This is a genomic window from Vibrio sp. 10N.222.52.C3 (genome assembly GCF_041474195.1).
Taxonomy (GTDB): Bacteria; Pseudomonadota; Gammaproteobacteria; order Enterobacterales; family Vibrionaceae; genus Vibrio; species Vibrio crassostreae_C.
The window spans coordinates 1-25,845 of sequence record NZ_JBFRTQ010000048.1; the positions used below are offsets into that span (position 1 = coordinate 1).

Below are 25,845 nucleotides of genomic sequence, written 5' to 3' on the forward strand. Positions count from 1 at the left end.
GGTAACCTTGCGGGTATTCAAATGGAGGAAGCTCTTTTTTTTTCTTTTACTGCCATAACTAATCTCTTAATGTTCTGTAAATAAGCGCTTTATGCTTCAACAAAAGGTCGGTCAATCAATTTCAATACTGCGTTAGCGGCTTGTTTGTCTGCGTCTTTGCGGATCCAGTGATGCATCTCGGTAAAGCGTTTGATCAAGGCACTGTTATCGGCTGATAGCATTTTATCGACAGACGGGAACAAAAAGTCTGGGTGGCACTCTTCAAGAATATGCTCTTTCACGATCTCTTCACCAGCCAAAATATTCGGCAGTGACACAAACTCAGTGATCGCCAACTTCTTAACAATGTAACCCGTCAGCTTATTTACTTTGTAACCAACCACCATAGGGCGTTTAAGCAACATACATTCAAGAGCCACGGTACCTGAAGCCAAGAGCACAGAATCAGCGGCGGTAATCACGTTGGTTGCCGTATCTTCGACTAACGTGAATTCAAGCTCAGGTGCGGTCGATTGCCAGATTTCAGTAAACTGCTTTTTACGCTGCTCGTTAACGAGCGCAACAACAAAATTGATATCCGGATACTTCTGCTTGATACGTTGGCAAGTTTCGATAAATGGCTGAGCAATCAAACCCATCTCACCACCACGACTACCCGGTAATACGGCTAACCACTGCTTGTCTTGATCAAGACCTAACAGCTCTCGAGCATCTTGTTTACTAGGCTCTAAAGGAATCGCGTCTGCCAACGTGTGACCAACAAACTCACAGGCAACGTTATATTTATCGTAGAACGCTTTTTCGAACGGCAAGAAAGCCAAGACTAAGTCGGTTGCTTTGTCGATTTTAAAGATACGCTTTGGACGCCAAGCCCACACTGAAGGGCTCACGTAATGCACCGTTTTGATACCAGCGTTCTTAAGGTCTAACTCAAGCCTTAGGTTGAAATCGGGCGCGTCGATACCGACAAAGACATCGGGTGGATTTTGAGTGAAATACTTAACCAGCTCTGCTTTTACTTTTAACAAGCGAGGTAAACGGCCAAGCACTTCAACTAAGCCCATAACGGCCAGCTCTTCCATCTCGAAAAGAGACTCACAACCTAGGGCTTTCATTTTCGGCCCGCCAATGCCAACGAACTCTGCATTCGGGTATTGTGATTTGATCGCTTTGATAAAGCCTTCACCAAGCGTATCGCCAGACAGTTCGCCGACAACAATGCCTACGCGCAATGGTTCATTCGAAACGAAGTCCGAGCTATTGGTTGCTGCTTCTTGCTGTGCCATAGTTTTTCAATTCCCTTGTTGCCTAAAACAAAAAAGACCGCCTAACGAGTAGCGATCTTTTTGTTATACCATTCTGATGAAGTAGTTATTGCCATACTCACATTGATTGGTACATAACCATATCGAGTATTAACGAATAATACCGCGCTCAGAGTTCTCTAGCATTTCAAGCATAGGCGCTACCGAAGTAAACTCTTTTGCCATTTCAACTAAAGCCGCTTTCGCTTCTTCAAGTGTTTTACCTGAACGGTATAGCTCTTTGTACGCCTTCTGTAGTGCACGAATTTCAGGTTTTTCAAATCCGTTACGCTTCAAACCTACTAGATTAAGACCGAATGGAGCCGCGTGGTTACCCTGTGCAAGCACGTACGGCAGTACATCTTGAACAACTGCAGAACAACCACCAATGTATGCGTAAGCACCAATTGAGCAGAATGGGTGAATCGCAGAAAGTGCCATAACACCAGCGTAGTCGCCAACCGTTACATGACCGCCAAGAATAGCGTTGTTACCAATGTGAGTGTGGTTACCAACAATAACATCGTGCGCTACGTGAGCATTAACACAAAGTAAGTTGTCATCACCAATCACTGTGGTTGCTTTGTCTTGAACCGTACCACGATGGATTTGAACCGCTTCACGAATTACGTTGCGATCACCGATTACAACTGTTGTGTCTTCGCCGCCGTATTTCTTATCTTGGTTTTCTTCACCGATAACAGCGTGTGGGAAGATACGATTTTCTTTACCAATGGTTGTGTGACCTTTGATCACAACGTGCGACATCACTTCAGTGTCGTCACCAATTGTCACATTACCAGCAATGTAAGTGAAAGGCCCAACCGTCACGTTAGCACCGATAGTTACATCACCTTCGATTACTGCTGCCGGGTGAATTTTCGCTGTTTCATGAATCATATTAAAACTCTCTACGAGCACATTTAAGTTCAGCTGAACATACAACTACGCCGTCAACCTTAGCAACACCATTAAACGATGCGATGCCACGACGTTCTTTTAAGAATTCAACTTCGATAACCAGTTGGTCACCTGGTACTACTGGCTTACGGAATTTAGCTTTATCTACGCTAGCAAAGTAGTACAACTCGTTGCCAGAAGGCGCACCGAAAGATTTGAATGCTAGAAGGCCTGTTGCTTGTGCCATTGCTTCTAAGATCAACACGCCTGGGAATACAGGAAGCTGAGGGAAGTGGCCTGTGAACTGAGGTTCGTTGACAGAAACATTCTTAATTGCGGTCAGTGTTTTTTCTTTTTCAAAGCTAGTCACACGATCAACCATTAAGAATGGGTAGCGATGAGGTAGTAGTTCCTGAATTTCAGTAATGTTCATCGTTGTCTGTTCAGTAGTCAAAGTCGTATTCCTATGTATATTCTTTATTTAATTAGAAGGATTATAAACGAAAAAGACTCGCTGTACGCGAGCCTTTTATTAGAAATGCTGGAATTATGATTCCGCGCTCTTCTCAATAAGTTTTTCAACGGTTTTCAAACGCTTGTTCATTTCATCAATACGATGAACTCGCGTCGCTGTTTTACGCCAGTCTTTATTTGGCTGTAAAGGAATACCCGAAGAGTACATGCCTTTCTCAGTGATGCTGCGCATTACCATCCCCATACCGGTGATTGTAACGCCATCAACGATTTCAATGTGACCATTAATCACACTGCCGCCACCAATAATACAGTACTTACCTATCGTCGTGCTGCCTGCGATGATAGTACCACCCGCAAGAGCAGAACCATATCCGATGTGAACATTGTGAGCAATTTGAAGTTGGTTATCTAAGATAACGTTATCTTCAATGATTGTGTCATCTAATGCACCACGGTCAATGGTAGTACACGCGCCGATTTCTACGCGGTTACCAATGCGAACAGAACCCACTTGCGGGATCTTAACCCACTCACCTTTCTCGTTCGCATAGCCAAAGCCATCAGAGCCAATAACAGTACTTGATTGGATCAGACATCCTTCACCAATCACAACTTCATGGTAAACACTTACGTTAGCCCACAGCTTAGTGCCTGCGCCAATTTTTGCATTTTTACCAATAAAGCAACCAGCACCGATGATCACATCATCACTAAGTACTACACCAGACTCAATCACAGCGTTCGCGCCAATAGACACATTTTGTCCAATGGTTGCTTCGCTAGAGATTGAAGCAGAATCAGCAATAGCCGCTGCGGGAGCAGGAGTAGTATCAAGCGCTTGAGCAACTTTAGCAAAAGCAACATAAGGGTCATTAACCACAATCACGTTAGTCTTGCACAGTTGACGCTCACTCTCTTTAACCATAATAGCGGACGCTTTACAGTCACCTAGGTGCTTGCTGTACTTCACGTTAGAAAGGAACGTAATGTTACCTTCTTGCGCTTTATCCATCGGAGCGACTGCTGAAACGGTAATTGTACCATCTCCGTGTAGCTCTCCCCCGGTAATCGTTGCCAATTCGGCTAAAGTCAGATTCTTCATAAAACTTATTTCAGTGCTTTAATTACTTTCTCAGAGATGTTGTATTCTGGCTTGCCGTATTGCAGAGCTTGAATATCAACGATCATGTCGTAGCCTTCTTTCTCTGCAACTTTCGTTACAGCATCTTGAATCACTTTGAATAGCTTCTGCTTCTCTTGTGCTTCACGACGTTGGCTTGCTTTTTCTAGTGCTTGAGCTTTGATTTTGTACTTGCTGTCTAGTTGGCCTACTTCGATACGTAGCTTCTCAACTTCGTCAGGACCTAGTAGCTCGCCATCACGCTTAAGCTTTTCAATCTTCGTTTTAGCTTCAGCTTGAATGCTCTGTAGCTCAGCTGCTTTGTCTTTGAACTCTTCCTGCATTTTTTGAAGAACAACTTCACGCTGAGGTAGAGCCTGGAATACTTGTGCAGTGTTTACATAACCCACTTTTTGCGCAGCTTCAGCAGCTGTTGCAAAGAAAGAAGAGCTAAGAACTACAAGGCCTAAACCTGCTGCTTTAATCATATTTTTCAAAATATTGTCCTTTAAATATTAGAAAGTTCTACCAATGGTGAATGTGAAGAATTCCTCATCATCACCTTCGTAAACTTTAATTGGTTTCGCTAGAGAGAAAACCAGTGGGCCCATCGGTGACATCCATTGAAGGGCTGCACCATAAGATGAACGGTAATTTGTTGGATCAGAGTAATCGTAGTAGTACTGGCCGCCACTGTTAGGTGCGCCACGGTCTACGAACTCGGTATCCCATACACTTGCCATATCGAAGAAGACACTGGTACGAATTTGGCTGCGCGCTTCATCAGAAGCAAACGGCGTTGGTACAATTAACTCTAAGCTTGCTAAGGCAACCGCGTTACCACCCACTGAATCATCAGTAGCGGTATCATAGGTTGGGTTATTACCTGTGCTGCTGCCGTAAACGGCTTTCGGGCCAGCTGAGTTAGAGCCAAAACCACGTAGGGTTGTAAAACCACCTGCGTAGTAGTTCTCGTAGAATGGGAACAAGTTATCGTTACCATCTGTTTGACCATAACCATTACCATAGCCTAATCGGCCGCGCATCAATAGTGTGAACTCATGCTTTTTGGTCAGCGGGATGTAATGTTTTACATCGTACTGCATTTTGAAGTACTGAGCATCAGAGCCTGGTACCGTCATTTTAGCGAAAGCACGTTGGTGGTTACCCTCTGTTGGGAAGAAACCACGGTTCAAGTTGTTACGCGTCCAAGAGATATTGATATCGAAGTCATCAGTTAAGATGTGCTCATCACCGTATTGGTCGATACTTCTCGCAAACTGTTCAACCTGGATATAAGTCGGTACGTTACCGATCTTGTTGTGCGTATAGCCAACACCGAACTCAATGCGGTTCAGCTCATCCATAGGGAAACCCCAGGTTAAGCTCGTACCATAACTTTGGTTGGTATAGTCGACGATGCCCGCTTCAGAGGCTTCAAATTCGTTGTAGAAGATCTTACCGCCTAAGCTCACACCATCCAGGTTCCAGTATGGGTCACGGTAGTCTAAGCTCACGTTTTTTTGGTAATCGTTCATCATGGCACTTACGCCAACACGGTTACCAGAGCCCGCAAAGTTGTCTTGTTGCAGGCCAACTTGGAAACTCACACCAGATTCAGTACCGTAGCCGACACCAAAGTTGATACTGCCTGAGTTCGCTTCCTTAACGTTGTAAACCAAATCAACTTGGTCTTCACTGCCAGGAACACGCACTGTTTGTACATCAACCGTTTCAAAGAAACCTAAACGGTTAAGACGGCTCTTACCGGTATCAATGGACTTAGAGTTAAGCCAGCTGCCTTCCATTTGACGCATTTCACGACGCAGTACTTCGTCTTTCGTTGAGTTGTTACCCGTGAATCGAATATCACGAACATAGATACGGCTGCCCGCTTCTACATTGATAACCAACGACACTTCTTTGGTCTCATCGTCAAATTCAGGAATCGTGCGAACTTGTGGGTACGCGTAGCCAGATTCACCAAGAATTCGTTTTACGTTCTCTTCCAAAGACGTTACCGAAGAACCGTTGTACGTATCGCCGTCTTCGAATGGCACTAACGCTTCGAAGTCAGCCTCACGACCGATTAATTCACCACGGAAAGAGACATCTTTAACGGTGTAGGCTTCGCCTTCATCGAGGCCAAGCGTGATGTAAACACCTTTTTTGTCTGGAGAGATCGCCACCTGCGTAGAGTCAACCTTAAACTTAAGGTAACCACGGTCAAGGTAGTAAGATTTCAGCGCTTCGATATCACCGGCTAATACTTGCTTTTGGTATTTTTCATCCGCAAGGAAATTCCACCATGCAACATCAACATTCAGATTGAAACGACTAAGCAGTTCAGAGTCAGAGAAGACTTCATTACCGATAAAGTTGATTTGCTGAATCTTAGCGGATACGCCCTCAGTAAACACAAACTTAAGGTCAGAACGGTTACGTGGCAGAGGTGTCACAACCGCTTTTACTGTCGCGTTGTACTTACCAACACTGTAGTAAAAATCTTCAAGGCCTTTTTCAATGTTACTCAGCGTAGTACGGTCAAGAGCCTCACCTTCACGAACACCAGACGCATCTAGGTTCTGCTGAAGTTGCTCTTCTTTGATCGCTTTGTTACCCGAGAATGAAATGCTCGCGATGGTCGGTCGTTCTTTTACTTGAACAACTAAAACACCTTCATCGCGAAGAACTTTAACGTCCTCGAAGTTACCTGAAGCATACAATGCACGAATGATCTCAGATACATCGCTTTCATCCACTTCATCGCCAATACGCACTGGCATTTTCAGTAGAGCTGCACCAAGTGCAACACGCTGTAAACCTTCGATCTTGATATCTTGAACCACAAAATTTTGTGCTCCGTTCGCAGCCACACTAGTGGCCAATAGACTTGCGAACAGAATTTGCTTAATCGCCATACTTATTCTAATTATTCCTTGCTACTACCAATGCCTGTGAGAAACCATTCACAGACGAGTAAAATCATTAAATATTGCCAGAGCCATCAAAGAGAAGAGGATTGCACCTCCCACTCTGTATCCCATTTCCTGAACTTTTTCAGGCACCGGTTTACGAGTAACGGCCTCAATAGCGAAAAAGAGCAAATGTCCGCCATCAAGCATAGGCAGCGGAACCAAATTAATAATCCCCAAGTTAACACTAATCAGAGCCAAAAAGCCTAAGAAGTAAACCAAACCGTAATCGGCGGTTGTACCTGCACCTTTAGCGATTGAAATAGGGCCACTCAAGTTGTTTAAGCCAACATCACCAACGATGAGCTTCTTAAGCATTGTCAGTGTCAATCCAATGATTTGACCTGTTTTATCAAATGCTTTTCCTACAGACTCAATTACACCAAATTGTAACTCAAAGCGATAATCTTCTGGCCATTCTGCGACTTCCGGAGCAATACCTGCATAGCCGATTGTCGAACCATCAGAAAGCTCTCGACTTTTTGGTGTCATAACCAATGACTGCTCGGCACCATTTCGCAATACGACCAAGTCCAATGATGTCATTGGATTAGCACGAATTAACTCAACAACCGACTGCCACTGTTCAATAGGTTGCCCGTTAATCTCAACAATTTTATCGCCAGCTTCAAGACCTGCATCGTATGCAGCGCCATCATCAATGATTTGAGCCAGTACGGTCGATATCTCTGGAGAATACGGTCTAAAGCCCAGCGTTGTCATTGCAGATTCAGTTTCTGGGTTGAACGACCAGTCTGAAATATCCAATGTCATTTGTTGCTCAAAGCCGATGTCGTCTTGAGAAGCAACCGTCACTGTCATGGATTGATCACCAATGTGCGATATCAACCCCATATTGACTGATTCCCAATCTGCGGTTTTGATTCCTGAAATAGATTTAAGTTCCATTCCAGTTTCAATTCCGGCTTGTGCAGCAATAGATTGTGGAGTGACTTCACCAATCACGGGCTTAACCGCGGGTACGCCAATCAAAAATACTAACCAATACGCGAACACCGCAAAGATAAAGTTGAATGTAGGGCCTGCACCCACAATCGCCGTTCGTTTCCAAAGCGGCTTCTTGTCGAAAGCGTATTGCTGTTGATCTTCAGAAAGATCGTCAACACGACCATCGAGCATCTTAACGTAGCCGCCCAGTGGAATCACTGACAAGCTGTATTCAGTACCATCACGGCCAACTTTACTCCAGATTGATTTACCAAAACCAATCGAGAATTTTTCAACTTTCACACCACAACGACGAGCGACCCAGAAGTGTCCAAACTCATGAACAGCAACCAGAATGCCAAGCGCTACGATAAAAGATGCGAAGTTCCACAGAATTCCACTCATGCTAGCTGCTCTTTAATAAATTGAATGGCTATTTGACGAGACATATTATCGAGCTCGAGAAGGCTTTCCAAGCTATCTAAACCCTCAGAGTTATGTTGTTCACATACTTTGCTCATAACGTGTTCGTTAATGACAGCAATATCGGTAAACTTCACCTGATTGTTCAAGAAAGCATCGACCGCGATCTCGTTTGCTGCATTAATGGCTGTTGTCGCATGCTGACCTAAGTAGCACGCTTCAATCGCTAACCTCAAACACGGGTAACGACTGAAATCTGGTTCTAAGAAGGTAAGCTCACCCACTTTAGTAAAGTCTAAAGGCTTAACACCCGCCTCGGTACGATTAGGGTAAGACATCGTCAAAGCGATTGGCGTTGCCATATCTGGTTCGCCCATTTGAGCAAGCACAGAGCCATCCTTGTACTGAACCATCGAGTGAATTACAGACTGCGGGTGAATGATGACCTTTAACTGCTCCTGAGAAGCATTAAATAGCCATTTCGCTTCAATGTACTCTAGCCCTTTATTCATCATAGTCGCAGAATCGACAGAGATCTTAGGCCCCATAGACCAGTTAGGGTGTGCAATTGCGCGTTCAGGATTCACTGATTCGAGTTCAGCCACATCGGTATAACGGAAAGGACCACCAGAACCAGTCAGAAGAATATGGTTAATGCCGTTTTCTTCAAGGTTACAGCGGCCTAGGTTAGTTTGTACGTTCTGCGGAAGGCATTGGAAAATAGCATTATGCTCGCTATCGACAGGAAGCAGCTCTGCACCGTATTTTTCCACGGCGTCGATAAACAACTGCCCAGACATCACCAAAGCTTCTTTGTTTGCAAGCAAGATACGCTTGCCCGCTTTAACCGCAGACATAGTAGGAAGTAAACCAGCGGCACCAACAATCGCGGCCATTACCGTGTCCACTTCCTCTAGAGAAGCAACCTGACACATGCCTTCAGTGCCTGAAAGTACTTTTACGTTAGGGTAACTCACGGACAACACTTCAGTCAGTTGAGACGCTGCATCAGAGCAAGCCATAGCAACATAGCTTGGTTGCCACTTTTCAACTAACGCCAGCATCTTTTCAACATTCGAGCCTGCAGCCAGTGCAACCACTGAATAGAGATCTGGGTTTTGCTCAACGACTTTTAGTGTACTTGCACCAATTGAGCCGGTAGCGCCAAGGATAGTTAGATTTCGCATCACATATGACCGTAGAAATGTAATAAAGGGCAGAATCACTGCCCTTTTTTATTAGAATGCTAAATAAAGCAGAGCAAAGACAGGGAATGCAGCCGTTAAGCTATCTATTCTATCTAGTATACCACCATGACCAGGAATCAGATTACTGCTGTCTTTCACCCCAGAAACACGCTTAAACATGCTTTCAACAAGGTCACCTAGAACAGAAATAACAACGGTCACAAGGGTAATAACAATCATGTGAAGTGGGCTTGTGAATTGGATGTCAAACAAGTCAGCAAAGATCCAAGCCACGATCACCGCAGTAATAATGCCACCGATAAGACCTTCAATCGTCTTATTAGGGCTTACCGCTGGTGCCATTTTACGCTTACCAAAACTCTTTCCTGAAAAGTATGCGCCGCTATCTGCAGCCCAAACAAGCAAGCAAACAAACATCACCAGTTTAGCACCGTGGTAAGGATCAGCATCGATACCGTTAGCACGCAGGATAACCACACTCCAGAAGAATGGCAGCAGAGTCAGCACACCAAAGGCGTGACGAAGAAGAGAAGAGTCTTTCCATGCAGGCATAGACTTAGGATAAGTCACCGCCATGCCACTCGCGATTACCCACCAAATCGAGCCAATCGTTAGAATGGCGTAGTGAGCAGTAGACAAGTTATTAAGGCTAAATGCATCAAAAGGGATAAAAGCAAAACTTGCAGCACTTACCACAACCGTTGGAATCAACGCTACATAACGTGATTTGCTTTCAACAAACTGAGTCCACTCCCAAAAACCCAATAGCGAGATTACCGCTAGTGAAAGAATAAATGTAGGAAGTGATAACTCGAAAATACCTAGAATAACTAGGGGAGCTAAAATCAACGCCGTAATAATTCGTTGTTTCAAACCAAAAAATCCTTATTAACTGTCCATCAGAGCTTTAATTTGCTCACCGGTGCATCCAAAACGACGCTCACGGTTAACAAACCAAGTCACAGCTTCTACTAAGCTGTCTTCATTAAAGTCTGGCCAGAATTGTTCAGTGAAATACATTTCGGCGTAAGCCAACTGCCAAAGCATAAAATTACTAATGCGGCATTCGCCACTGGTACGGATAAGTAGATCGACTTCAGGAATATCTGCCATTGTCAGGTGCTGTGTAATCATAGCTTCATCAATGTCATCTACATTAATATCACCAGACTTTACCTGTTGAGCAATAGAGGTCATTGCTTGCTGAATATCCCACTTACCGCCGTAGTTAGCTGCAATATTAATAACCATACCCGTATTGGTGCTAGTCAAAGCTTCCGCTTCTTCTATCTTCTTTTGTAGTCGATCATTGAAACGACTTTTATCACCAATAACACGAAGTTGTAGATTATTTTTATGAAGCTTTTTAACTTCACTCGACAGCACTGAAATAAACAGTTCCATCAAGATACCGACTTCTTCTTCAGGACGACGCCAGTTTTCGCTACTAAATGCAAAAAGAGTAACGGCTTTAATGCCAAGTCTGGCTGCAGAAGAGATAGTTTTACGAACGGCTTGAACACCGTTTTTATGGCCAAAGACGCGAGGCTTGCCCTGAGCTTTTGCCCAGCGACCATTACCATCCATAATGATAGCAATGTGTTTAGGAAGAGAGTCTGTGAACGCTTGAGAATTATGCATAAAAGAGTGAATCAAATTCTAATAGTCGAACAGAGTAGCATAAAAAAACGCTGCACCGTGAGTACAGCGTTTTTCCGGAAAGAAAAGAATATGGAAAATTAAACTTCCATCAACTCTTTTTCTTTAACAGCTAGAACTTCGTCTACGTTCTTAACCGCAGCGTCAGTTAGCTTTTGAATTTCGTCTTGTGCTTTACGATCTTCATCTTCAGAGATTTCTTTATCTTTAAGAAGTGCTTTTAGATCGCCATTCGCGTCACGACGGATGTTACGGATAGCAACACGGCCACCTTCAGCTTCGCCACGAACGATTTTAACTAGGTCTTTACGACGCTCTTCCGTTAGCGGTGGAAGTGGAACACGGATAACCGTACCAGCAGACATAGGGTTTAGGCCTAGGTCAGATGTCAGGATTGCTTTTTCAACTAGAGGAGTCAGTGTTTTATCAAACACTGTAATAGCTAGTGTACGTGCATCTTCAGCGATAACGTTAGCTACTTGAGTCAAAGGCGTTGGAGCACCGTAGTACTCAACAGTAAGACCAGAAAGTAGGCTCGGGTGAGCACGGCCTGTACGAATCTTTTGCAGGCTGTTTTTTAGTGCATCAACACTTTTTACCATGCGCTCTTGAGCGTCTTTTTTGATTTCGTTAATCACAATTTCACCTTGATTATGTTCTTTCTTCAAGAAAGCTTTTTATTTGGAGTGATAAGGATAAGCTTACCAAGGTACAACACCTCAGTAAGCCCGAAAAATTAGTCAGCGTCGCTGATTAATGTACCTTCAGTTTCACCCATAACCACGCGACGTAGTGCGCCTGGTTTATTCATGTTAAATACACGGATTGGCATTTTGTGATCACGTGCTAGCGTAAATGCAGCCAAGTCCATTACTTTAAGTTCTTTATCAAGAACCGTGTTGTAAGACAACGTATCATACAACTCTGCGTCTGGGTTTGCTACAGGGTCAGAAGTAAATACACCATCTACTTTTGTCGCTTTTAGAACTACGTCAGCTTCGATTTCGATACCACGTAGACATGCAGCAGAATCCGTAGTGAAGAATGGGTTACCCGTACCAGCAGAGAAGATCACAACGCGACCTTGACGTAGTTGGCTGATTGCATCTGCCCAGTTGTAGTCGTCACACACACCTTTAAGAGGGATTGCAGACATTACACGTGCGTTTACGTAAGCACGGTGAAGAGCGTCACGCATTGCAAGGCCGTTCATTACCGTTGCAAGCATACCCATGTGGTCACCAACAACGCGGTTCATGCCAGCTTCAGCAAGACCAGCACCACGGAACAAGTTACCGCCACCGATAACAACACCAACTTGAACGCCTAGTTCAACCAATTCTTTTACTTCTTGAGCCATACGATCAAGGATCGTTGGGTCAATACCAAAACCTTCTTCGCCTTGTAGCGCTTCACCGCTAAGTTTTAACAGAATACGTTGATACACTGGTTTAGGGTTCGTAGTCATGGAGTTTACCTTCCAAAGAGTTGATGATTAACAGTCATGGATAAAAACTGAGTAAGTCAGTTTGCATTCATAACCACTAACGTTGCCTTCAAAAATAGTTCACTATTCATAAAAAGACCGCAGCATTTGCCACGGTCTTTTTTCAAACAATACGCTAAGGATTAACCTTTTTGTACCGCTGCAACTTCGTCAGCGAAGCTCATTTCAGCAGCTTTCTCGATACCTTCACCAACTTCTAGACGTACGAAGTTAGATACTGCAGCGCCTTTTTCTTTAAGGATTTCGCCAACAGTTTTCTTAGGTTCCATGATGAAAGCTTGACCAGTTAGAGAGATTTCGCCCGTGAATTTCTTCATACGGCCGATAACCATTTTCTCAGCGATCTCTTGAGGCTTGCCTTCGTTCATAGCGATTTCAACTTGAACTTCTTTCTCTTTAGCAACTACGTCTGCTGGTACGTCTTCTGGGTTAACAAACTCAGGACGAGAAGCAGCAACGTGCATAGCAACGTGCTTAAGAGTTTCAGCTTCGCCTTCACCAGCTACAACAACACCGATTTTCTCACCGTGACGGTAAGAAGCTAGTGCAGCACCTTCAACGTAAGCTACGCGACGGATGTTGATGTTTTCGCCGATTTTAGCAACTAGAGCAACGCGAGTTTCTTCGAACTGTGCTTGTAGCTCTTCTACAGAAGCTTTAGAAGCTACTGCTGCAGCTGCAACTTCTTCTGCAAACGCAGTGAAGCTAGCATCTTTTGCTACGAAGTCAGTTTGGCAGTTAACTTCAAGAAGAACAGCTACACCGTTCTCTTCTTTGATGATGATTGCGCCTTCAGCAGCAACGTTACCAGCTTTCTTAGCTGCTTTCGCTGCGCCAGATTTACGCATGTTTTCAATTGCTAGTTCGATGTCAGCGTTTGCTTCTACAAGCGCTTTCTTACATTCCATCATGCCAGCGCCAGTGCGCTCGCGAAGTTCTTTAACTAGAGCAGCAGTTACAGTTGCCATTCTCTATTCCTCGGTTGATTCGAAAATAAGGTAAAAATCAGGGGCCAAAATGAGGCCCCCGATCTAACTATAACTTAGCTTACATTTAATAAAGATTTCAAAATCTATATTAGCTAAGCCAAGCGTGATTCAGAGCCGCTATTATTCAGCTTCTACAAAACCATCTTTTTCAGCAGCTACAGCAGCAACGTCTTTGTTACGACCTTCTTTAACCGCGTCTGCAGCAGCGTTTAGGTAAAGCTGTACTGCACGGATTGCATCGTCGTTACCTGGGATAACGAAGTCAACGCCGTCTGGGTTAGAGTTAGTATCAACTACAGCGTAAACTGGGATACCTAGGTTGTTTGCTTCTTTAACTGCGATGTGTTCGTGATCAGCATCGATTACGAATAGAGCGTCTGGTAGGCCGCCCATGTTCTTGATACCACCAAGAGACTTCTCTAGCTTCTCCATTTCACGAGTACGCATTAGAGCTTCTTTCTTAGTTAGCTTGTCGAAAGTACCGTCTTGAGCTTGCGCTTCAAGTTCTTTCAGACGCTTGATAGACTGACGAACAGTTTTGTAGTTCGTTAGCATACCGCCTAACCAGCGGTTGTTAACGTAGAACTGGTTGCTGTTTACAGCAGCTTCTTTAACAGCTTCAGATGCAGCGCGCTTAGTACCAACGAAAAGAACTTTACCTTTCTTCTCACCAACTTTAGCGATTTCTGCTAGAGCTTCGTTGAACATTGGTACAGTTTTTTCTAGGTTGATGATATGTACTTTGTTACGAGCACCAAAGATGAATGGCTTCATTTTTGGGTTCCAGTAACGAGTTTGGTGACCGAAGTGAACACCAGCTTTAAGCATATCGCGCATTGATACAGTTGCCATTTTAAAATCCTCTATGGGGTTAGGCCTCCACATCCCCCATGAATCCGACCCCTAACAACTAACCACTTTTCAGCCGTTATCTGTGTTGTTGAGGCACCCCGGAACATGTGTCGGAATGTGTGTGATTTAAAGAAATAAGTTAGTGGACATAAAGCTTGTTTCGCCAATTGGAGAAAACAGTCCTGATGTCCGGCGCGCTTTATACCATATTTTGTCTATCTATGGCTAGAAAAAATTCTAAAAATAGCGACTGCTATACTGATCCCTATCGGCGAATTTCACCTATAAATAGTGTCGCTATTCATTCACTTCTGTCTCAATAAATTGATCACGATTCACTCACGTTGAGCAGTATCCACCAGCAATGTATGGGCATGGGAATGTTGCGCTAAATTGCTGCACTGATAGAATAGCCCCAATATGCACACTTAGGTGCTACCAAATTAAGAGATATGCAATGGCTGTAAAAATTAAAACTGCTGAAGAAATTGAAAAAATGCGCGTCGCCGGCAAGCTGGCCGCTGACATTATTGAGATGATCGAACCTCACATCCAAGTGGGTACCACGACGGAAGAGCTCAATACGCTTTGTCATGAGTACGCTCTAGAAAGAGGTGCATACTCTGCGCCACTCGATTACCACGGTTTCCCTAAGTCTATCTGTACGTCTATCAATCATATTGTGTGTCACGGCATTCCCGCGTCACAAGACGAGACGGGTAGCACAGGTCAATTCAAACCTGCGGTACTCAAAGATGGCGACATTCTGAACGTTGATATCACAGTTATCATCCCTGATGACGCAAATGCCGATCTTAGTACTCGCCCTCAAGGCTACCACGGTGACACCTCTAAGATGTTCCTAGTGGGTGAGGTTTCACCTGCAAACAAGCGTCTGTGCATGGTTGCTCAAGAAGCACTTTACGAAGGCATGCGCCAAGTTAAGCCAGGTGTTCAACTTGGTCAAATCGGTACTGCTATCGAGAAGTACATCAAAACAAACAACAAGAACAACCCACGCGCTAAGTTCTCTATTGTTAAAGATTACTGTGGTCACGGCATTGGTTCTGAATTCCACGAAGATCCACAAGTAGTTCACTACAAGAACAGCGATCGCACCGTGCTAAAAGCAGGCATGTGCTTCACTATCGAGCCAATGATCAACGCGGGTAAGTTTGGCTGTCGTCTTGATGACGAAGATAGCTGGACAGTATACACAGCAGACAGCAAGAACTCGGCTCAATGGGAGCACACTCTGGTTGTAACTGATACTGGTTGTGAAGTACTAACACTGCGCAGCGATGATACAATCCCACGTATCATGAAGAACGCTTAGTTCACCGAACTGAGCGCATCAGCCTTTTAAAAATATCCTCGCATTGTCGAGGATATTTTTTATCCACTCAATTTCGATTTTCCATCAGCTTCTGTTAAATTGTTTACTATTCTCATTTGCTTGCACGGATAGCAGACTATGCCTTATCAATGCCCTCTTACGTTCAATGACGAACAAATTGAAATCTGCGAATTAAAAAATCAGCTCGAGATCTTCACGCAGTATCAAAAAAATGAATTTCTGAACCACCATCCCGTCACCGATTTGGTTCTACTGCGCTCCGAATACATGGATTTACTTCTCAATCGTTTGTGGGAAAATTTCGGATTCAACAAACTGCCTCATATTTCACTTGTCGCAGTGGGTGGTTATGGTCGTGGCGAACTGCATCCTTTGTCTGACATTGATATTCTCATTGTCTCGCAAAAAACACTACCACCAGCTCTTGGTGAAAAGGTCAGTCAATTCATTACTCTACTTTGGGATTTAAAGCTCGAAGTTGGCCATGCTGTGCGAACTATTACTGAGTGTCTCGATATCGGCACCGATGATTTAACCGTCGCGACCAACCTACAAGAGTCGCGATTGTTATGTGGTAGTGAAGACACTTTCCAAGAACTAAAACTGAAGATTCATTCCGATTCATTTTGGCCAAGTGAGACGTTTTACAAAGCCAAGATTCAAGAACAGAGAGAGCGTCATGCTCGCTACCACGACACCACCTATAATTTAGAACCGGACATCAAATCGACTCCGGGAGGGCTCAGAGACATCCATACCCTGAGCTGGGTTGCGCGTCGCCACTTCGGCGCGACCTCTTTGTTAGAGATGAGCAAATACGGCTTTCTGACCGATGCTGAATATCGTGAGCTCGTTGAGTGCCAAGATTTTTTATGGCGTGTTCGCTTTGCATTGCATATTGAACTGCGCCGTTACGACAACCGTTTAACGTTCGCGCATCAAGCTCAAGTCGCTGAACATCTGGGTTATACGGGTGAAGGAAACCGTGGTGTTGAGATGATGATGAAAGAGTTCTACCGAACCCTTCGTCGTGTTGCTGAACTGAATAAGATGCTGCTTAAGCTGTTCGATCAAGCGATCATCAATGGCGGTCAAACCCAAGACGCTGAAATTCTCGATAGTGATTTCCAACGTCGAGGTTCGTTGATCGAAGCGCGCAAGCCTGCCCTATTCCAAGCAAGACCAGAAACCATTCTCGATATGTTCATCCATATCGCCAATGACTCGACTATCGAAGGGGTAAGTCCACCAACATTGCGACAACTGCGTACGGCACGCCGTCGATTGAACCGATTCCTGCATACCATTCCTGAAGCTCGTGACAAGTTCATGGATCTAGTTCGCCACCCTAATGCCCTGCACAAAGCCTTTAGCTTAATGCACAAATTGGGCGTGCTCTCTGCGTACTTACCGCAGTGGAGCCAGATCGTTGGTCAGATGCAGTTTGACCTATTCCATGTTTACACCGTGGATGAGCACAGTATCCGCCTGCTCAAGCACATCAACCGCTTTGGTCAAATCGAAAACCACGATAAGCACCCTATCTGCTGTGAAGTCTATCCTCGAGTACAGAAGAAAGAGTTGCTGATCCTTGCCGCTATCTTCCATGACATCGGCAAAGGCCGCGGCGGAGACCACTCTGAGATAGGTGCGGTTGAGGCTTACTCTTTCTGTATTGAACACGGGCTATCGAAGCCTGAAGCCAAACAAGTCGCGTGGTTGGTACAAAATCACCTATTGATGTCAGTAACGGCTCAACGTCGTGATATCTACGACCCAGATGTGATCACCGAATTCGCCAAAAAAGTGCGTGATGAAGAATCACTCGAGCTACTGGTTTGTTTAACCGTTGCCGATATCTGTGCGACTAACCCTGAGCTATGGAACAGTTGGAAACGAACCCTGTTAGCTGAGCTGTTCCACTCAACGCAGCGAGCACTGCGCCGCGGCTTGGAAAACCCTGTCGATGTCAGAGACCGTATTCGTCACAACCAACAAATGGCATCAGCACTGCTGCGTAAAGAAGGCTTCACCGCTCGTGAGATTGAAGTGTTGTGGCAACGCTTTAAGGCCGATTATTTCTTGCGTCACACACATAAACAAATCGCTTGGCACTGTGAGCACTTACTTCGCCTAGAAGACCCAAGCCAACCGTTAGTGCTGATCAGTAAGAAAGCGACGCGCGGTGGCACAGAAGTGTTCGTTTATTGTAAAGACCAAGCAGCACTGTTTGCGACCGTGGTTGCCGAACTCGACAGACGTAACTTTAACGTTCATGACGCGCAGGTCATGGTTAGCAAAGATGGTCATGTTTTGGATACCTTTATCGTACTAGACCAGCACGGCGAAGCGATTGATGAAGCAAGACACAAAGCCGTTGCTAAACATCTGACTCATGTATTGACTGATGGCCGCCCGACTAAGATTAAGACGCGTCGCACGCCACGTAACTTGCAACACTTTAAGGTCAAAACCTTAGTTGAGTTCCTACCAACCAAGAGCAAGAAACGTACCTTGATGGAGTTAAGAGCTCTTGATACGCCGGGGTTATTGGCTCAAGTCGGTGCAACCTTTGCGGAGCTAGACATCAACTTGCACGGTGCCAAAATCACCACCATAGGTGAGCGAGCAGAGGATCTGTTTATTCTGACCAGTGAAGCGGGAGGAAGGCTGTCTGAAGAACAAGAACAGGCACTAAGAGAACGATTAACCGAGCACGTTTCTGAACTCGCACCTTAGAAAGCGAATTCAGTCTAAAAACAGGTTTAATAACCAAATAAGTGTGGGCAAAGATAGAGAGCGATCTTGCCCACAACTTACAATCAATTCACAGATATCAACTATCTAGCTCGTCGTTAGGCTGCTACATTGATCAAGTCAATTACATAAAAGTATTACATTCATAACCTAGAGGTCGCTTATGTATCCAAACCTCACTGGCTTAGGTATCCACGAACCTAAACAGATTGAACGTTACTCCCTTCGCCAAGAAGCGCACAAAGATATCCTGAAGATTTACTTTCGTAAGCAGAAAGGGGAACTGTTCGCGAAAAGCGTTAAATTTAAGTACCCACGACAAGTAAAAAGTGTGCTTGTTAGCGGTGGCAATAATCAATACAAAGAAGTGACAGAGATTAACCGCAACCTCACTCTTGTGATTGATGAACTCAACAAAATCACCAAACCGACGCCAACGGCTGAGGTGGATGTGAAGCAGAGGATCCTTACCGACTTACGCCATCTAGAGAAAGTGGTATCAAGCAAGATCGCTGAGATCGAAGCTGATCTAGAAAAGCTAAAATGATCCCGCGACTAACTATTACTGTTAACTAACCAACATTAGTTATGCCGTTAAGGTTATACAGATACAAAAAGGGCTGATATCACTATCAGCCCTTTGTTTTTTATTCTATTTTCTCTATTCACTTAGACTGGAGATTGCCTAAACACGCGAGACTTACTTAGACAAGCAAGTTTGAGCATCGATTAAGTTAGTATCCCACTCAAAGGTTTCAAACAACCTTAGCCAAGTTTCATCAAGGTTGGCCTTCATCACCAACTCTTCTTTTGTGAAAGGATGGATAAAGCGAAGCTCAGAAGCGTGCAACAACAAACGATGCGAATCTAAATCATCACGGAACAGTCGATTGTGTTTACCATCACCATGTGAAGTATCACCGACAATCGGATGTCTTAGATGAGCCATGTGACGACGCAGCTGATGTTTGCGACCTGTCTTTGGCATCATCTCAACCAAGCAGTAGCGGCTCGTAGGAAAGCGTCCTGTTGAATATGGCACTTCTACTTTTACTAGCGGTTCATAGACTGTCACTGCCTCTTGCGCTTCTTTGTCTTCTTTCGCGAACTTATCTGCGATCTTATCCAGCTCAACCTTAAGTGCATAATCGAGCGTATCGCCCTCTTCTATCCAGCCACGCACAATCGCATGATAAGTCTTTTGCATCTCATGGTTGGCGAACATCGGCATGACTTCAGAGGCAACCTCACTCGACAATGCAAACACCAAAACACCGGATGTAGGTCGGTCTAAACGATGCAAAGGAAATACATGCTGACCAATTTGGTCACGCAGTGTTTGCATAACAAATTGAGTCTCGTGTTTATCCAACCATGAGCGATGTACTAGCATACCTGCAGGCTTATTCACCGCGACAAAATACTCATCTTGATAAATGATCTCTAACATTACGCATATACCTCATCAATGCTCTGAATTGTCACTAGCAGTTCGACTTTGTCTGCCTCATTTTTCCACACTTCACCAAAATAAGGATGGATAGCAAAGCCTTTCGGTAGGCTCATTTGGGCATCCATCATTGCGTTGATCTTAACGATAAAGATCCACTGCAACCACTCTTCCGGTTGTAACGAATCAATCCCGAAAGGTTCAACGCTCGCCAGAGCTTCATCCGAAGGCGGAAGCGTGCTCCATAGCGAACATTGGCGCATTTGTTCTTCTAGTTGTTGAAGTAAAAGAGGTAACTTTGTGGCTGCTGTCATTTTTCACCAAGTTATTTATCTAGTGACCTTGAAATTGGGGCATAGAGTACCATCTATTTAGGAAAGAAAGTTAGGAGCTTTATTACTATGGAAACGATTCACACGCTCACTCAGTTACTAAAGAATAGCGGTTGCCAGTACGATATCTACGACCTAGGTCGCCGTATTCAGAAGATCGACAACACCTTATTCTCTGATGTTGAGCAAGGGAAACAGCCGTACCCATTTCCACTTCAGAAACAAGCTCACTTAGCGATTAGTTACTGGAACGAACACAAGCAACCTTGGATCTGGTTCCTAAAATTCAAACTGGACGAAAGAGGCCTATTACATCAAGGTGATGTCGGCAATTTCCTTAAGTTTGTTATCGAAGCGATGGGCACGCGTTTAAACGGTGACATCAGCGAAGAGCAACAGCAAAAGCTGTCAAACAACCCTTATACCTTCAAGCCTTCTGAAGACAAAATGGCTGTATTTCATAGCCAAGTAAGAGCAGGTTTAGACCTTGCGACGAGCCAATATTACGAGCACGCTCAGCATTACTTCACAGGTGAGCTTGGTTGGGATAACTGGAAAACGGTTGGACTACAAGGCATCACCGATATGTGCGCGCGTTTAGGCAGCCAACAAAACGGTGTCTCTATTCGCAAAGCCATCAATAAGCTGCCATCAGAACCGCTATACGCGACGTTAGGCGCGCTTGAGCACACACAAATCAATGACAAACTCGCGCAACGCTTACAAGAGCTTGCAGAGAATGAGATCGCTAGTAAAGAGCCTGATTTGTTCTTACTTTCAGCCTTGGTTCGTGCCCTTTCCGGTGCAGAACAAGGGATCGCGAATAACATCATTAACCAAGTTCTCGCTAGTCCACGCTTGAGCCACCAAGAAGTGTTGATTGGTTTAGCAGGTCGCAGCTGGCATGCGCTACAAGACCCTGCGATTGCTGAGCAATTCTTGCTACGTCTCGCACAAACGGGCAATCAAAACCTGTTCAATCAGTTATTTGCAGATTTGGTGATGATTCCGACACTAAGAATGGTATTTTTACCCTTGTTGAATTCGAACCCATCACCTGAGCTCGCCAACGCATTGATTGAGTTACAACAAGCGGCTAAGTCTCAATAGCAGGGTAAATCAATCCCGGATTAACTGAAGCACATGCTGGCTCAAGTAACGGACCAGTTCAATAGCTCGTAAGAGCATGCTCAAAACACGATTGGAATAGAAAGATAAAAGGAAGTATGGATTAAATGATAGATAACTTATTGGCTATTTTGATGCTGTGCTTCTTTTGCTTTTTCTTTTGGCAGCAGCGCAGGCAATCAGAGCTTGCGAAAACTGCCATTGCGAGAAAATGTAAAGAGCTCGACTTGCAGCTACTAAGCGTTGCCTTCAGTGGTCATAAATTTAAGATGCGCCATGAGCTAACCACCATTTGGCGCTGGCACACTGTGTACCAATTTGAGTTTTCAGCATTGGGTGATGATCTGTACCAAGGAAAACTGACTATGGTCGGCTTCCGCTCTATGCGGTTTGAGCTACAGCCTCATAGAATGTAACGTCGCAAAACTCGGTATAACGATATTCATGATAAGGGCCAAACTGATCTTGTTTGGTCTCTTTAAATGCAAAGCCTAACTTTTCGAGTAACTTAATCGATGGGTTATGACCGACATTAACGGTCGCAACAACATTCGTTAAGTGCTCTTCAAAACAAACCAAACTAAAGAAAGGTTTTAGCACTTCACTAGCAAGACCTTGATTCCAAAATTCTTTATCCAAAATAAAGCCAAGCTCATGCTGACCCTCTTCTGATGAAACAAAGACATGTCCAAGATATTCACGGGTTTGGTTGTGGATAATGGCTCGGCAGAAGCCGGCGTTGTCTTGCAGTATCTCTTGAAATAAGAGCTTCGCAGAGGCAATAGAGTGCGGCCCATTCATTTCAGCACGATTAATGGGGCAGCAATTCAACTTGATAAAGTCGTGTTGTAGCTGTTCGGTATAAGGTACCAACAGCGTTCTTGAGGTTGCTATCGTCATAAAACACTCCTTGTGTTGACCATTAGCAGAAAAGCAGTGTCGCGCCCTTAGATATAAGCTCTCGATTAAAAAGAGCCTCCTAGATAGAGAAAAGCCTCAGGAAAAGAAAAGCCCCGACACCGAAGTGTCAGGGCTAGGGTCTTACTCGCAGCAGTCCGGCTACTAATAAATGCTCCATGCATCATCCATAATAGTGGCTGTAATCCTTCAGCTCTTTCCTTTACTTCGCCGTCCTAGCGGTGTCCAATCATCCTGAAAGCTAACAATCCTAGTTAGCGCACATCACTTGTTCCGTGAGCGGTGTCCTTTACATCGTCCTGATGCTAATCCAACCCTTTAAATCCTAAAGGTGTCCATTGTCATTCCGTTGCAGCTAACTTCCTGTTAACTGGCTGTATCCCTACAATGTCCTTACGCTCCATGCTTGACTACTCAATCCGAAGTAACCAAATCTTCATCCTGAAGATAACCAAATCCTTGGTGCTTTCCTGTTCCGTGTCAGAATCCTTCCGACAAGGTTTAATTTACGCGATTTAGGATTTTGGACAATAGATTTGCATCACACTTTCAATTCAATAAAGTTGTTAATTATATAAAACAATTAAAATTCAAAAACTTAACCATATGCACTTAAATCTCTCTAGTGATGTATTCGTGTTATCTCACAGCCTTTGTAAGAGATCTCTCACAAGCTATGGGCGGTTTTATGATTCGCTATCATTCACCGGAGCGAGTAAAATGACCAAAGACTAAAAATGGAGGTCAACATGCTGACAAAAGATGTGTCTGAAGAGTTGAAATCAGTGCTTGAAGGACTGCAAGCACAAGGGAAAGAGCCGACAGTTGCTTTAGTTAAAGCTCGTATGAGCACATCCGTTCCGATGCCAGCTTTAATCATGACTATCAAAAGCTGGAAAAGCGCCAATCGCGTCCCTAAAGTTGAAGTCGCGACACAAGAAGAGCCGACACTTGATCGTGTTAGCCAACTGGAAAAGCAAATCCTTGAACTTACCGCTCGCGTTGCCACGCTTGAAGCTAAGTTAACTGAGTAATAAGTTAACTGAACAATAAGTTAACTGGCCAATAAGGCAACTGAGCAATAAGTTGACCGATAAATAAGCTAACAGAGAAATAGAACACTATGAAGATATGGGTTGATGCGGACGCTTGTCCAAAGGTTATCCGTGAAACAATCGTACGCGCAGCTGAACGCACAGGGGTCGAATGTACCTTTGTCGCGAACCATTTGGTTCCCGTACCCAAGCGTAATAACATTCACTCAATTCAAGTTCCAAGCGGATTTGATATTGCAGATGATGAAATCGTAAAACGCACTGAACCCGGCGATCTGGTGATTACCTCTGACATTCCTCTGGCTGACGAAGTGATCACTAAAGGTGGGCAAGCACTCAGCTCTCGTGGTGAGCTTTACACCAAAGAGACCATTAAAGCGCGTCTGAACATTCGTGACTTTATGGATACCATGCGCTCAAGTGGCATCCAAACGGGTGGACCAAGTGCCCTTTCTCAAACCGACCGTCGTGAGTTTGCCAACCACTTAGATAGAATTCTAGCCAAACGCTAGCTGGCTCATCCGAGCTTAACCTAGTTCTATCTCTCCATAAAAAATCAAAAAACCTGCAAACAATGCAGGTTTTTTTAATATCAATTAGAAGAAGGTTTCCCCTACTCTACAACTAAGGCGTGTAGTACGTTGCAGCACCTGGACCTACTGGTAGGCCAAATACGAATACCCAAACGTAGAACATTAAGCTCCAACCAACCAAGAATACGATTGAGTATGGAAGCATAGTTGCAATCAGAGTACCGATACCTAGGTTCTTCATGTAACGCGTCGCTACAGCTAGGATAAGACCAAAGTAGCTCATCATTGGCGTAATGATGTTGGTTGTTGAATCACCGATACGGTAAGCCGCTTGAATCGTTTCAGGTGCGTAACCTACTAACATTAGCATTGGAACAAAGATTGGCGCTGTTACTGCCCACTGAGCAGAAGCCGAACCGATCATCAGGTTAATGAAGCCACACATTAGGATGAATGCGAAGAACAACATTGGACCCGTTAGGCCGATATCCTGTAGGAAAGTAGCACCTGCAACTGCGAATACTTGACCGAAGTTAGTCCACTTGAAGAAAGCAACAAACTGAGCAGCGAAGAACACAAGTACGATGTACATGCCCATTGAAGACATAGACTTAGACATTGCATTGATTACATCACGGTCTGTTTTCATTGTGCCGGTAACTTTACCGTAAACAAAACCAGGAACTGCGAAGAATACGAAGATGAACGCTACGATACTTTTCAGGAATGGAGAACCTGAAACCGTACCTGCTGCTGAACGTAGAACACCATCAGCTGGAACAATCGTCCAAGCAAGAAGCGCTGAAACCGCTAGCACTGCGATACCCGCAAACTTAAGGCCTTTCTTCTCAACGTCTGTTAGCTTGCCCATTGAATCATTTGATAAATCTTCAGACGCTTCTTCGTCGTTGTATTTACCCAGTTTTGGTTCAACAATCTTCTCAGTTACAAATGCACCTGTAATCGCGATGAAGAAAGTAGAAACAAACATGAAGTACCAGTTTGATTCAGGACCAACGTTGTAAGTCGGGTCAATCATTTGTGCTGCTGTTGTAGTAATACCAGAAAGCAGCGGGTCAACCGTACCGATTAGAAGGTTTGCAGAGTAACCACCAGATACACCAGCAAATGCTGCCGCTAGACCTGCTAATGGGTGACGACCCAAAGAGTGGAAAAGCATTGCTGCAAGCGGGATAAGTACTACATAGCCAAGCTCTGAAGCCGTGTTAGAGATAATACCTGCGAAAACTACGGTTACCGTAACCATGCGCTTAGATGCGCCCATTACCATGCCACGCATCGCCGCAGATAATAGACCTGAGTGCTCAGCAATCGCTACACCTAGCATTGCAACAAGCACGGTACCTAATGGCGCAAAGCCAACAAAGTTTGTCACTAGATTAGTAACAATGAGCTGTAAGCCTTCAGCATTAAGTAAGCTTACAACGTAGATCATGCCGTCAGCAGCACGACCTGGAGCACCTTCTGGACGAGGGTCCATAACAGAGACTTCAAAATATCCAGCGATACCTGAAGTAACTAGAATAGCGACACAGAAGATTGCGAAAAGAGTGATCGGGTGGGGTAATAGGTTCCCCAAATATTCAACACCATCGAGAAAACGGGTAAAAATAGGTTTCTTTGGCGAGTTGTTTTTTATTGAAGCTGATGAACTCATCAGTTCCCTCCTTGTAGTGATTCCTATGCAATTGTGACAAAAATGTTCAAATTGCCAGCGAAGGGTACGCGACAAAATTATCAATTAGAAATTCAAAATGTTACAAAATGTGTAGCAAACGACGATTTTTAACTCTATTTGAACAATTAATTAGCAAATAAATCTACATTAAATACAAAATCTAGATTTATAATTCACAACTACACATTCACTACAAATATAAGTGATAGTATAACCCATTGATTCACTTGAAAATAAAACACACCATACGATAA

The 25,845-nt window shown here is 44.3% G+C and carries 25 protein-coding genes; 7 read left to right on the plus strand and 18 right to left on the minus strand.

The window, feature by feature from the left end; translation table 11 throughout:
* Window positions 1-89: 89 nt before the first annotated feature.
* The 14 genes from lpxB to rpsB all read right to left on the minus strand — a co-directional run bounded on the left by lpxB (window position 90) and on the right by rpsB (window position 14,362).
* Complete coding sequence (lpxB, locus tag AB4517_RS08945; protein WP_017066406.1) at window positions 90-1,286, minus strand: lipid-A-disaccharide synthase; 1,197 nt, start codon at window positions 1,284-1,286, stop codon at window positions 90-92.
* Between the two features lie 129 nt (window positions 1,287-1,415).
* On the minus strand, window positions 1,416-2,204 hold the full coding sequence (gene lpxA / locus AB4517_RS08950; RefSeq protein WP_050644950.1) for an acyl-ACP--UDP-N-acetylglucosamine O-acyltransferase: 789 nt from the start codon (window positions 2,202-2,204) through the stop codon (window positions 1,416-1,418).
* 1 nt (window position 2,205) lies between these two features.
* Entirely contained in the window at window positions 2,206-2,658 is a 453-nt protein-coding gene (fabZ, locus tag AB4517_RS08955; protein WP_009847408.1) for a 3-hydroxyacyl-ACP dehydratase FabZ, read from the minus strand.
* Between the two features lie 93 nt (window positions 2,659-2,751).
* Window positions 2,752-3,783, minus strand: coding sequence for a UDP-3-O-(3-hydroxymyristoyl)glucosamine N-acyltransferase (lpxD, locus tag AB4517_RS08960; RefSeq protein WP_017063368.1), 1,032 nt, complete (start codon window positions 3,781-3,783; stop codon window positions 2,752-2,754).
* Window positions 3,784-3,788: 5 nt separating this feature from the next.
* On the minus strand, window positions 3,789-4,289 hold the full coding sequence (locus AB4517_RS08965) for an OmpH family outer membrane protein (RefSeq protein ID WP_017056311.1): 501 nt from the start codon (window positions 4,287-4,289) through the stop codon (window positions 3,789-3,791).
* Between the two features lie 27 nt (window positions 4,290-4,316).
* Entirely contained in the window at window positions 4,317-6,722 is a 2,406-nt protein-coding gene (gene bamA / locus AB4517_RS08970; RefSeq protein ID WP_102394424.1) for an outer membrane protein assembly factor BamA, read from the minus strand.
* A 48-nt stretch (window positions 6,723-6,770) separates the two neighbouring features.
* Complete coding sequence (gene rseP, locus AB4517_RS08975) at window positions 6,771-8,129, minus strand: sigma E protease regulator RseP (protein ID WP_372148226.1); 1,359 nt, start codon at window positions 8,127-8,129, stop codon at window positions 6,771-6,773.
* Window positions 8,126-9,334, minus strand: coding sequence for a 1-deoxy-D-xylulose-5-phosphate reductoisomerase (ispC, locus tag AB4517_RS08980; protein ID WP_102394423.1), 1,209 nt, complete (start codon window positions 9,332-9,334; stop codon window positions 8,126-8,128). Before ispC ends, rseP begins: the two co-directional genes overlap by 4 nt.
* A gap of 51 nt (window positions 9,335-9,385) precedes the next feature.
* Window positions 9,386-10,228 (minus strand): phosphatidate cytidylyltransferase, encoded by an 843-nt coding sequence (locus tag AB4517_RS08985; RefSeq protein WP_017063365.1) that lies wholly within the window; start codon window positions 10,226-10,228, stop codon window positions 9,386-9,388.
* A 15-nt stretch (window positions 10,229-10,243) separates the two neighbouring features.
* A complete protein-coding gene (locus AB4517_RS08990; RefSeq protein ID WP_017063364.1) occupies window positions 10,244-10,996 on the minus strand; it encodes an isoprenyl transferase in 753 nt (250 codons plus the stop codon).
* 98 nt (window positions 10,997-11,094) lie between these two features.
* Window positions 11,095-11,652 carry a ribosome recycling factor gene (gene frr, locus AB4517_RS08995; protein WP_017060741.1) on the minus strand — a complete coding sequence of 186 codons (558 nt, stop codon included), beginning with the start codon at window positions 11,650-11,652 and terminating at the stop codon, window positions 11,095-11,097.
* A 98-nt stretch (window positions 11,653-11,750) separates the two neighbouring features.
* Complete coding sequence (pyrH, locus tag AB4517_RS09000; RefSeq protein WP_017060742.1) at window positions 11,751-12,482, minus strand: UMP kinase; 732 nt, start codon at window positions 12,480-12,482, stop codon at window positions 11,751-11,753.
* Between the two features lie 161 nt (window positions 12,483-12,643).
* Complete coding sequence (gene tsf / locus AB4517_RS09005) at window positions 12,644-13,489, minus strand: translation elongation factor Ts (protein WP_017063361.1); 846 nt, start codon at window positions 13,487-13,489, stop codon at window positions 12,644-12,646.
* Between the two features lie 141 nt (window positions 13,490-13,630).
* Window positions 13,631-14,362 carry a 30S ribosomal protein S2 gene (rpsB, locus tag AB4517_RS09010; protein ID WP_032546326.1) on the minus strand — a complete coding sequence of 244 codons (732 nt, stop codon included), beginning with the start codon at window positions 14,360-14,362 and terminating at the stop codon, window positions 13,631-13,633.
* Window positions 14,363-14,819: 457 nt separating this feature from the next.
* Between rpsB and map the strand changes: the two genes are divergently transcribed.
* The 3 genes from map (at window position 14,820) to AB4517_RS09025 (ending at window position 19,023) form a co-directional block, all read left to right on the plus strand.
* Window positions 14,820-15,698 (plus strand): type I methionyl aminopeptidase, encoded by an 879-nt coding sequence (map, locus tag AB4517_RS09015; protein WP_017060743.1) that lies wholly within the window; start codon window positions 14,820-14,822, stop codon window positions 15,696-15,698.
* 138 nt (window positions 15,699-15,836) lie between these two features.
* Entirely contained in the window at window positions 15,837-18,458 is a 2,622-nt protein-coding gene (gene glnD, locus AB4517_RS09020) for a bifunctional uridylyltransferase/uridylyl-removing protein GlnD (RefSeq protein ID WP_017060744.1), read from the plus strand.
* A 181-nt stretch (window positions 18,459-18,639) separates the two neighbouring features.
* Window positions 18,640-19,023 (plus strand): DUF3461 family protein, encoded by a 384-nt coding sequence (locus AB4517_RS09025; RefSeq protein ID WP_372148227.1) that lies wholly within the window; start codon window positions 18,640-18,642, stop codon window positions 19,021-19,023.
* Between the two features lie 153 nt (window positions 19,024-19,176).
* Here AB4517_RS09025 and truC read toward each other — a convergent pair whose 3' ends face one another.
* Both truC and AB4517_RS09035 read right to left on the minus strand, forming a co-directional pair.
* Window positions 19,177-19,926, minus strand: a complete 750-nt coding sequence (truC, locus tag AB4517_RS09030; protein WP_372148228.1) for a tRNA pseudouridine(65) synthase TruC — start codon at window positions 19,924-19,926, stop codon at window positions 19,177-19,179.
* Complete coding sequence (locus AB4517_RS09035) at window positions 19,926-20,240, minus strand: YqcC family protein (RefSeq protein WP_372148229.1); 315 nt, start codon at window positions 20,238-20,240, stop codon at window positions 19,926-19,928. Before AB4517_RS09035 ends, truC begins: the two co-directional genes overlap by 1 nt.
* Before the next feature lie 87 nt (window positions 20,241-20,327).
* Between AB4517_RS09035 and AB4517_RS09040 the strand changes: the two genes are divergently transcribed.
* Entirely contained in the window at window positions 20,328-21,368 is a 1,041-nt protein-coding gene (locus AB4517_RS09040; RefSeq protein ID WP_017079398.1) for a DUF3549 family protein, read from the plus strand.
* Between the two features lie 125 nt (window positions 21,369-21,493).
* Window positions 21,494-21,802 (plus strand): DUF3301 domain-containing protein, encoded by a 309-nt coding sequence (locus AB4517_RS09045; protein ID WP_004734358.1) that lies wholly within the window; start codon window positions 21,494-21,496, stop codon window positions 21,800-21,802.
* Here the strand turns inward: AB4517_RS09045 and AB4517_RS09050 are convergent.
* Window positions 21,768-22,286 (minus strand): GNAT family N-acetyltransferase, encoded by a 519-nt coding sequence (locus tag AB4517_RS09050; protein ID WP_054547594.1) that lies wholly within the window; start codon window positions 22,284-22,286, stop codon window positions 21,768-21,770. The two genes, AB4517_RS09045 and AB4517_RS09050, sit on opposite strands and share 35 nt — an antisense overlap.
* Window positions 22,287-23,053: 767 nt before the next feature.
* Here AB4517_RS09050 and AB4517_RS09055 point away from each other — a divergent pair.
* Complete coding sequence (locus tag AB4517_RS09055; RefSeq protein ID WP_016800689.1) at window positions 23,054-23,338, plus strand: hypothetical protein; 285 nt, start codon at window positions 23,054-23,056, stop codon at window positions 23,336-23,338.
* Window positions 23,339-23,427: 89 nt separating this feature from the next.
* The gene (locus AB4517_RS09060; protein WP_017063355.1) at window positions 23,428-23,871 is read left to right on the plus strand and encodes a YaiI/YqxD family protein; all 444 of its coding nucleotides are present in this window, start codon (window positions 23,428-23,430) and stop codon (window positions 23,869-23,871) included.
* Window positions 23,872-23,983: 112 nt separating this feature from the next.
* Here AB4517_RS09060 and AB4517_RS09065 read toward each other — a convergent pair whose 3' ends face one another.
* A complete protein-coding gene (locus AB4517_RS09065; protein ID WP_017069391.1) occupies window positions 23,984-25,570 on the minus strand; it encodes an AbgT family transporter in 1,587 nt (528 codons plus the stop codon).
* Window positions 25,571-25,845: the final 275 nt, after the last annotated feature.

Bases quoted from the DNA above. Each gene is read 5' to 3' on its own strand.
- pyrH (WP_017060742.1), bottom strand. From the start codon at position 12,482: ATGACTACGAACCCTAAACCAGTGTATCAACGTATTCTGTTAAAACTT.
- AB4517_RS09025 (WP_372148227.1), top strand. From the start codon at position 18,640: ATGTATCCAAACCTCACTGGCTTAGGTATCCACGAACCTAAACAGATT.
- AB4517_RS09055 (WP_016800689.1), top strand. From the start codon at position 23,054: ATGCTGACAAAAGATGTGTCTGAAGAGTTGAAATCAGTGCTTGAAGGA.
- map (WP_017060743.1), top strand. From the start codon at position 14,820: ATGGCTGTAAAAATTAAAACTGCTGAAGAAATTGAAAAAATGCGCGTC.
- AB4517_RS08965 (WP_017056311.1), bottom strand. From the start codon at position 4,289: ATGATTAAAGCAGCAGGTTTAGGCCTTGTAGTTCTTAGCTCTTCTTTC.
- ispC (WP_102394423.1), bottom strand. From the start codon at position 9,334: ATGCGAAATCTAACTATCCTTGGCGCTACCGGCTCAATTGGTGCAAGT.
- lpxD (WP_017063368.1), bottom strand. From the start codon at position 3,783: ATGAAGAATCTGACTTTAGCCGAATTGGCAACGATTACCGGGGGAGAG.
- AB4517_RS09060 (WP_017063355.1), top strand. From the start codon at position 23,428: ATGAAGATATGGGTTGATGCGGACGCTTGTCCAAAGGTTATCCGTGAA.
- rpsB (WP_032546326.1), bottom strand. From the start codon at position 14,362: ATGGCAACTGTATCAATGCGCGATATGCTTAAAGCTGGTGTTCACTTC.
- truC (WP_372148228.1), bottom strand. From the start codon at position 19,926: ATGTTAGAGATCATTTATCAAGATGAGTATTTTGTCGCGGTGAATAAG.
- bamA (WP_102394424.1), bottom strand. From the start codon at position 6,722: ATGGCGATTAAGCAAATTCTGTTCGCAAGTCTATTGGCCACTAGTGTG.
- rseP (WP_372148226.1), bottom strand. From the start codon at position 8,129: ATGAGTGGAATTCTGTGGAACTTCGCATCTTTTATCGTAGCGCTTGGC.
- AB4517_RS09045 (WP_004734358.1), top strand. From the start codon at position 21,494: ATGATAGATAACTTATTGGCTATTTTGATGCTGTGCTTCTTTTGCTTT.
- AB4517_RS08990 (WP_017063364.1), bottom strand. From the start codon at position 10,996: ATGCATAATTCTCAAGCGTTCACAGACTCTCTTCCTAAACACATTGCT.
- AB4517_RS09040 (WP_017079398.1), top strand. From the start codon at position 20,328: ATGGAAACGATTCACACGCTCACTCAGTTACTAAAGAATAGCGGTTGC.
- AB4517_RS09035 (WP_372148229.1), bottom strand. From the start codon at position 20,240: ATGACAGCAGCCACAAAGTTACCTCTTTTACTTCAACAACTAGAAGAA.
- glnD (WP_017060744.1), top strand. From the start codon at position 15,837: ATGCCTTATCAATGCCCTCTTACGTTCAATGACGAACAAATTGAAATC.
- tsf (WP_017063361.1), bottom strand. From the start codon at position 13,489: ATGGCAACTGTAACTGCTGCTCTAGTTAAAGAACTTCGCGAGCGCACT.
- AB4517_RS09050 (WP_054547594.1), bottom strand. From the start codon at position 22,286: ATGACGATAGCAACCTCAAGAACGCTGTTGGTACCTTATACCGAACAG.
- AB4517_RS09065 (WP_017069391.1), bottom strand. From the start codon at position 25,570: ATGAGTTCATCAGCTTCAATAAAAAACAACTCGCCAAAGAAACCTATT.
- lpxA (WP_050644950.1), bottom strand. From the start codon at position 2,204: ATGATTCATGAAACAGCGAAAATTCACCCGGCAGCAGTAATCGAAGGT.
- lpxB (WP_017066406.1), bottom strand. From the start codon at position 1,286: ATGGCACAGCAAGAAGCAGCAACCAATAGCTCGGACTTCGTTTCGAAT.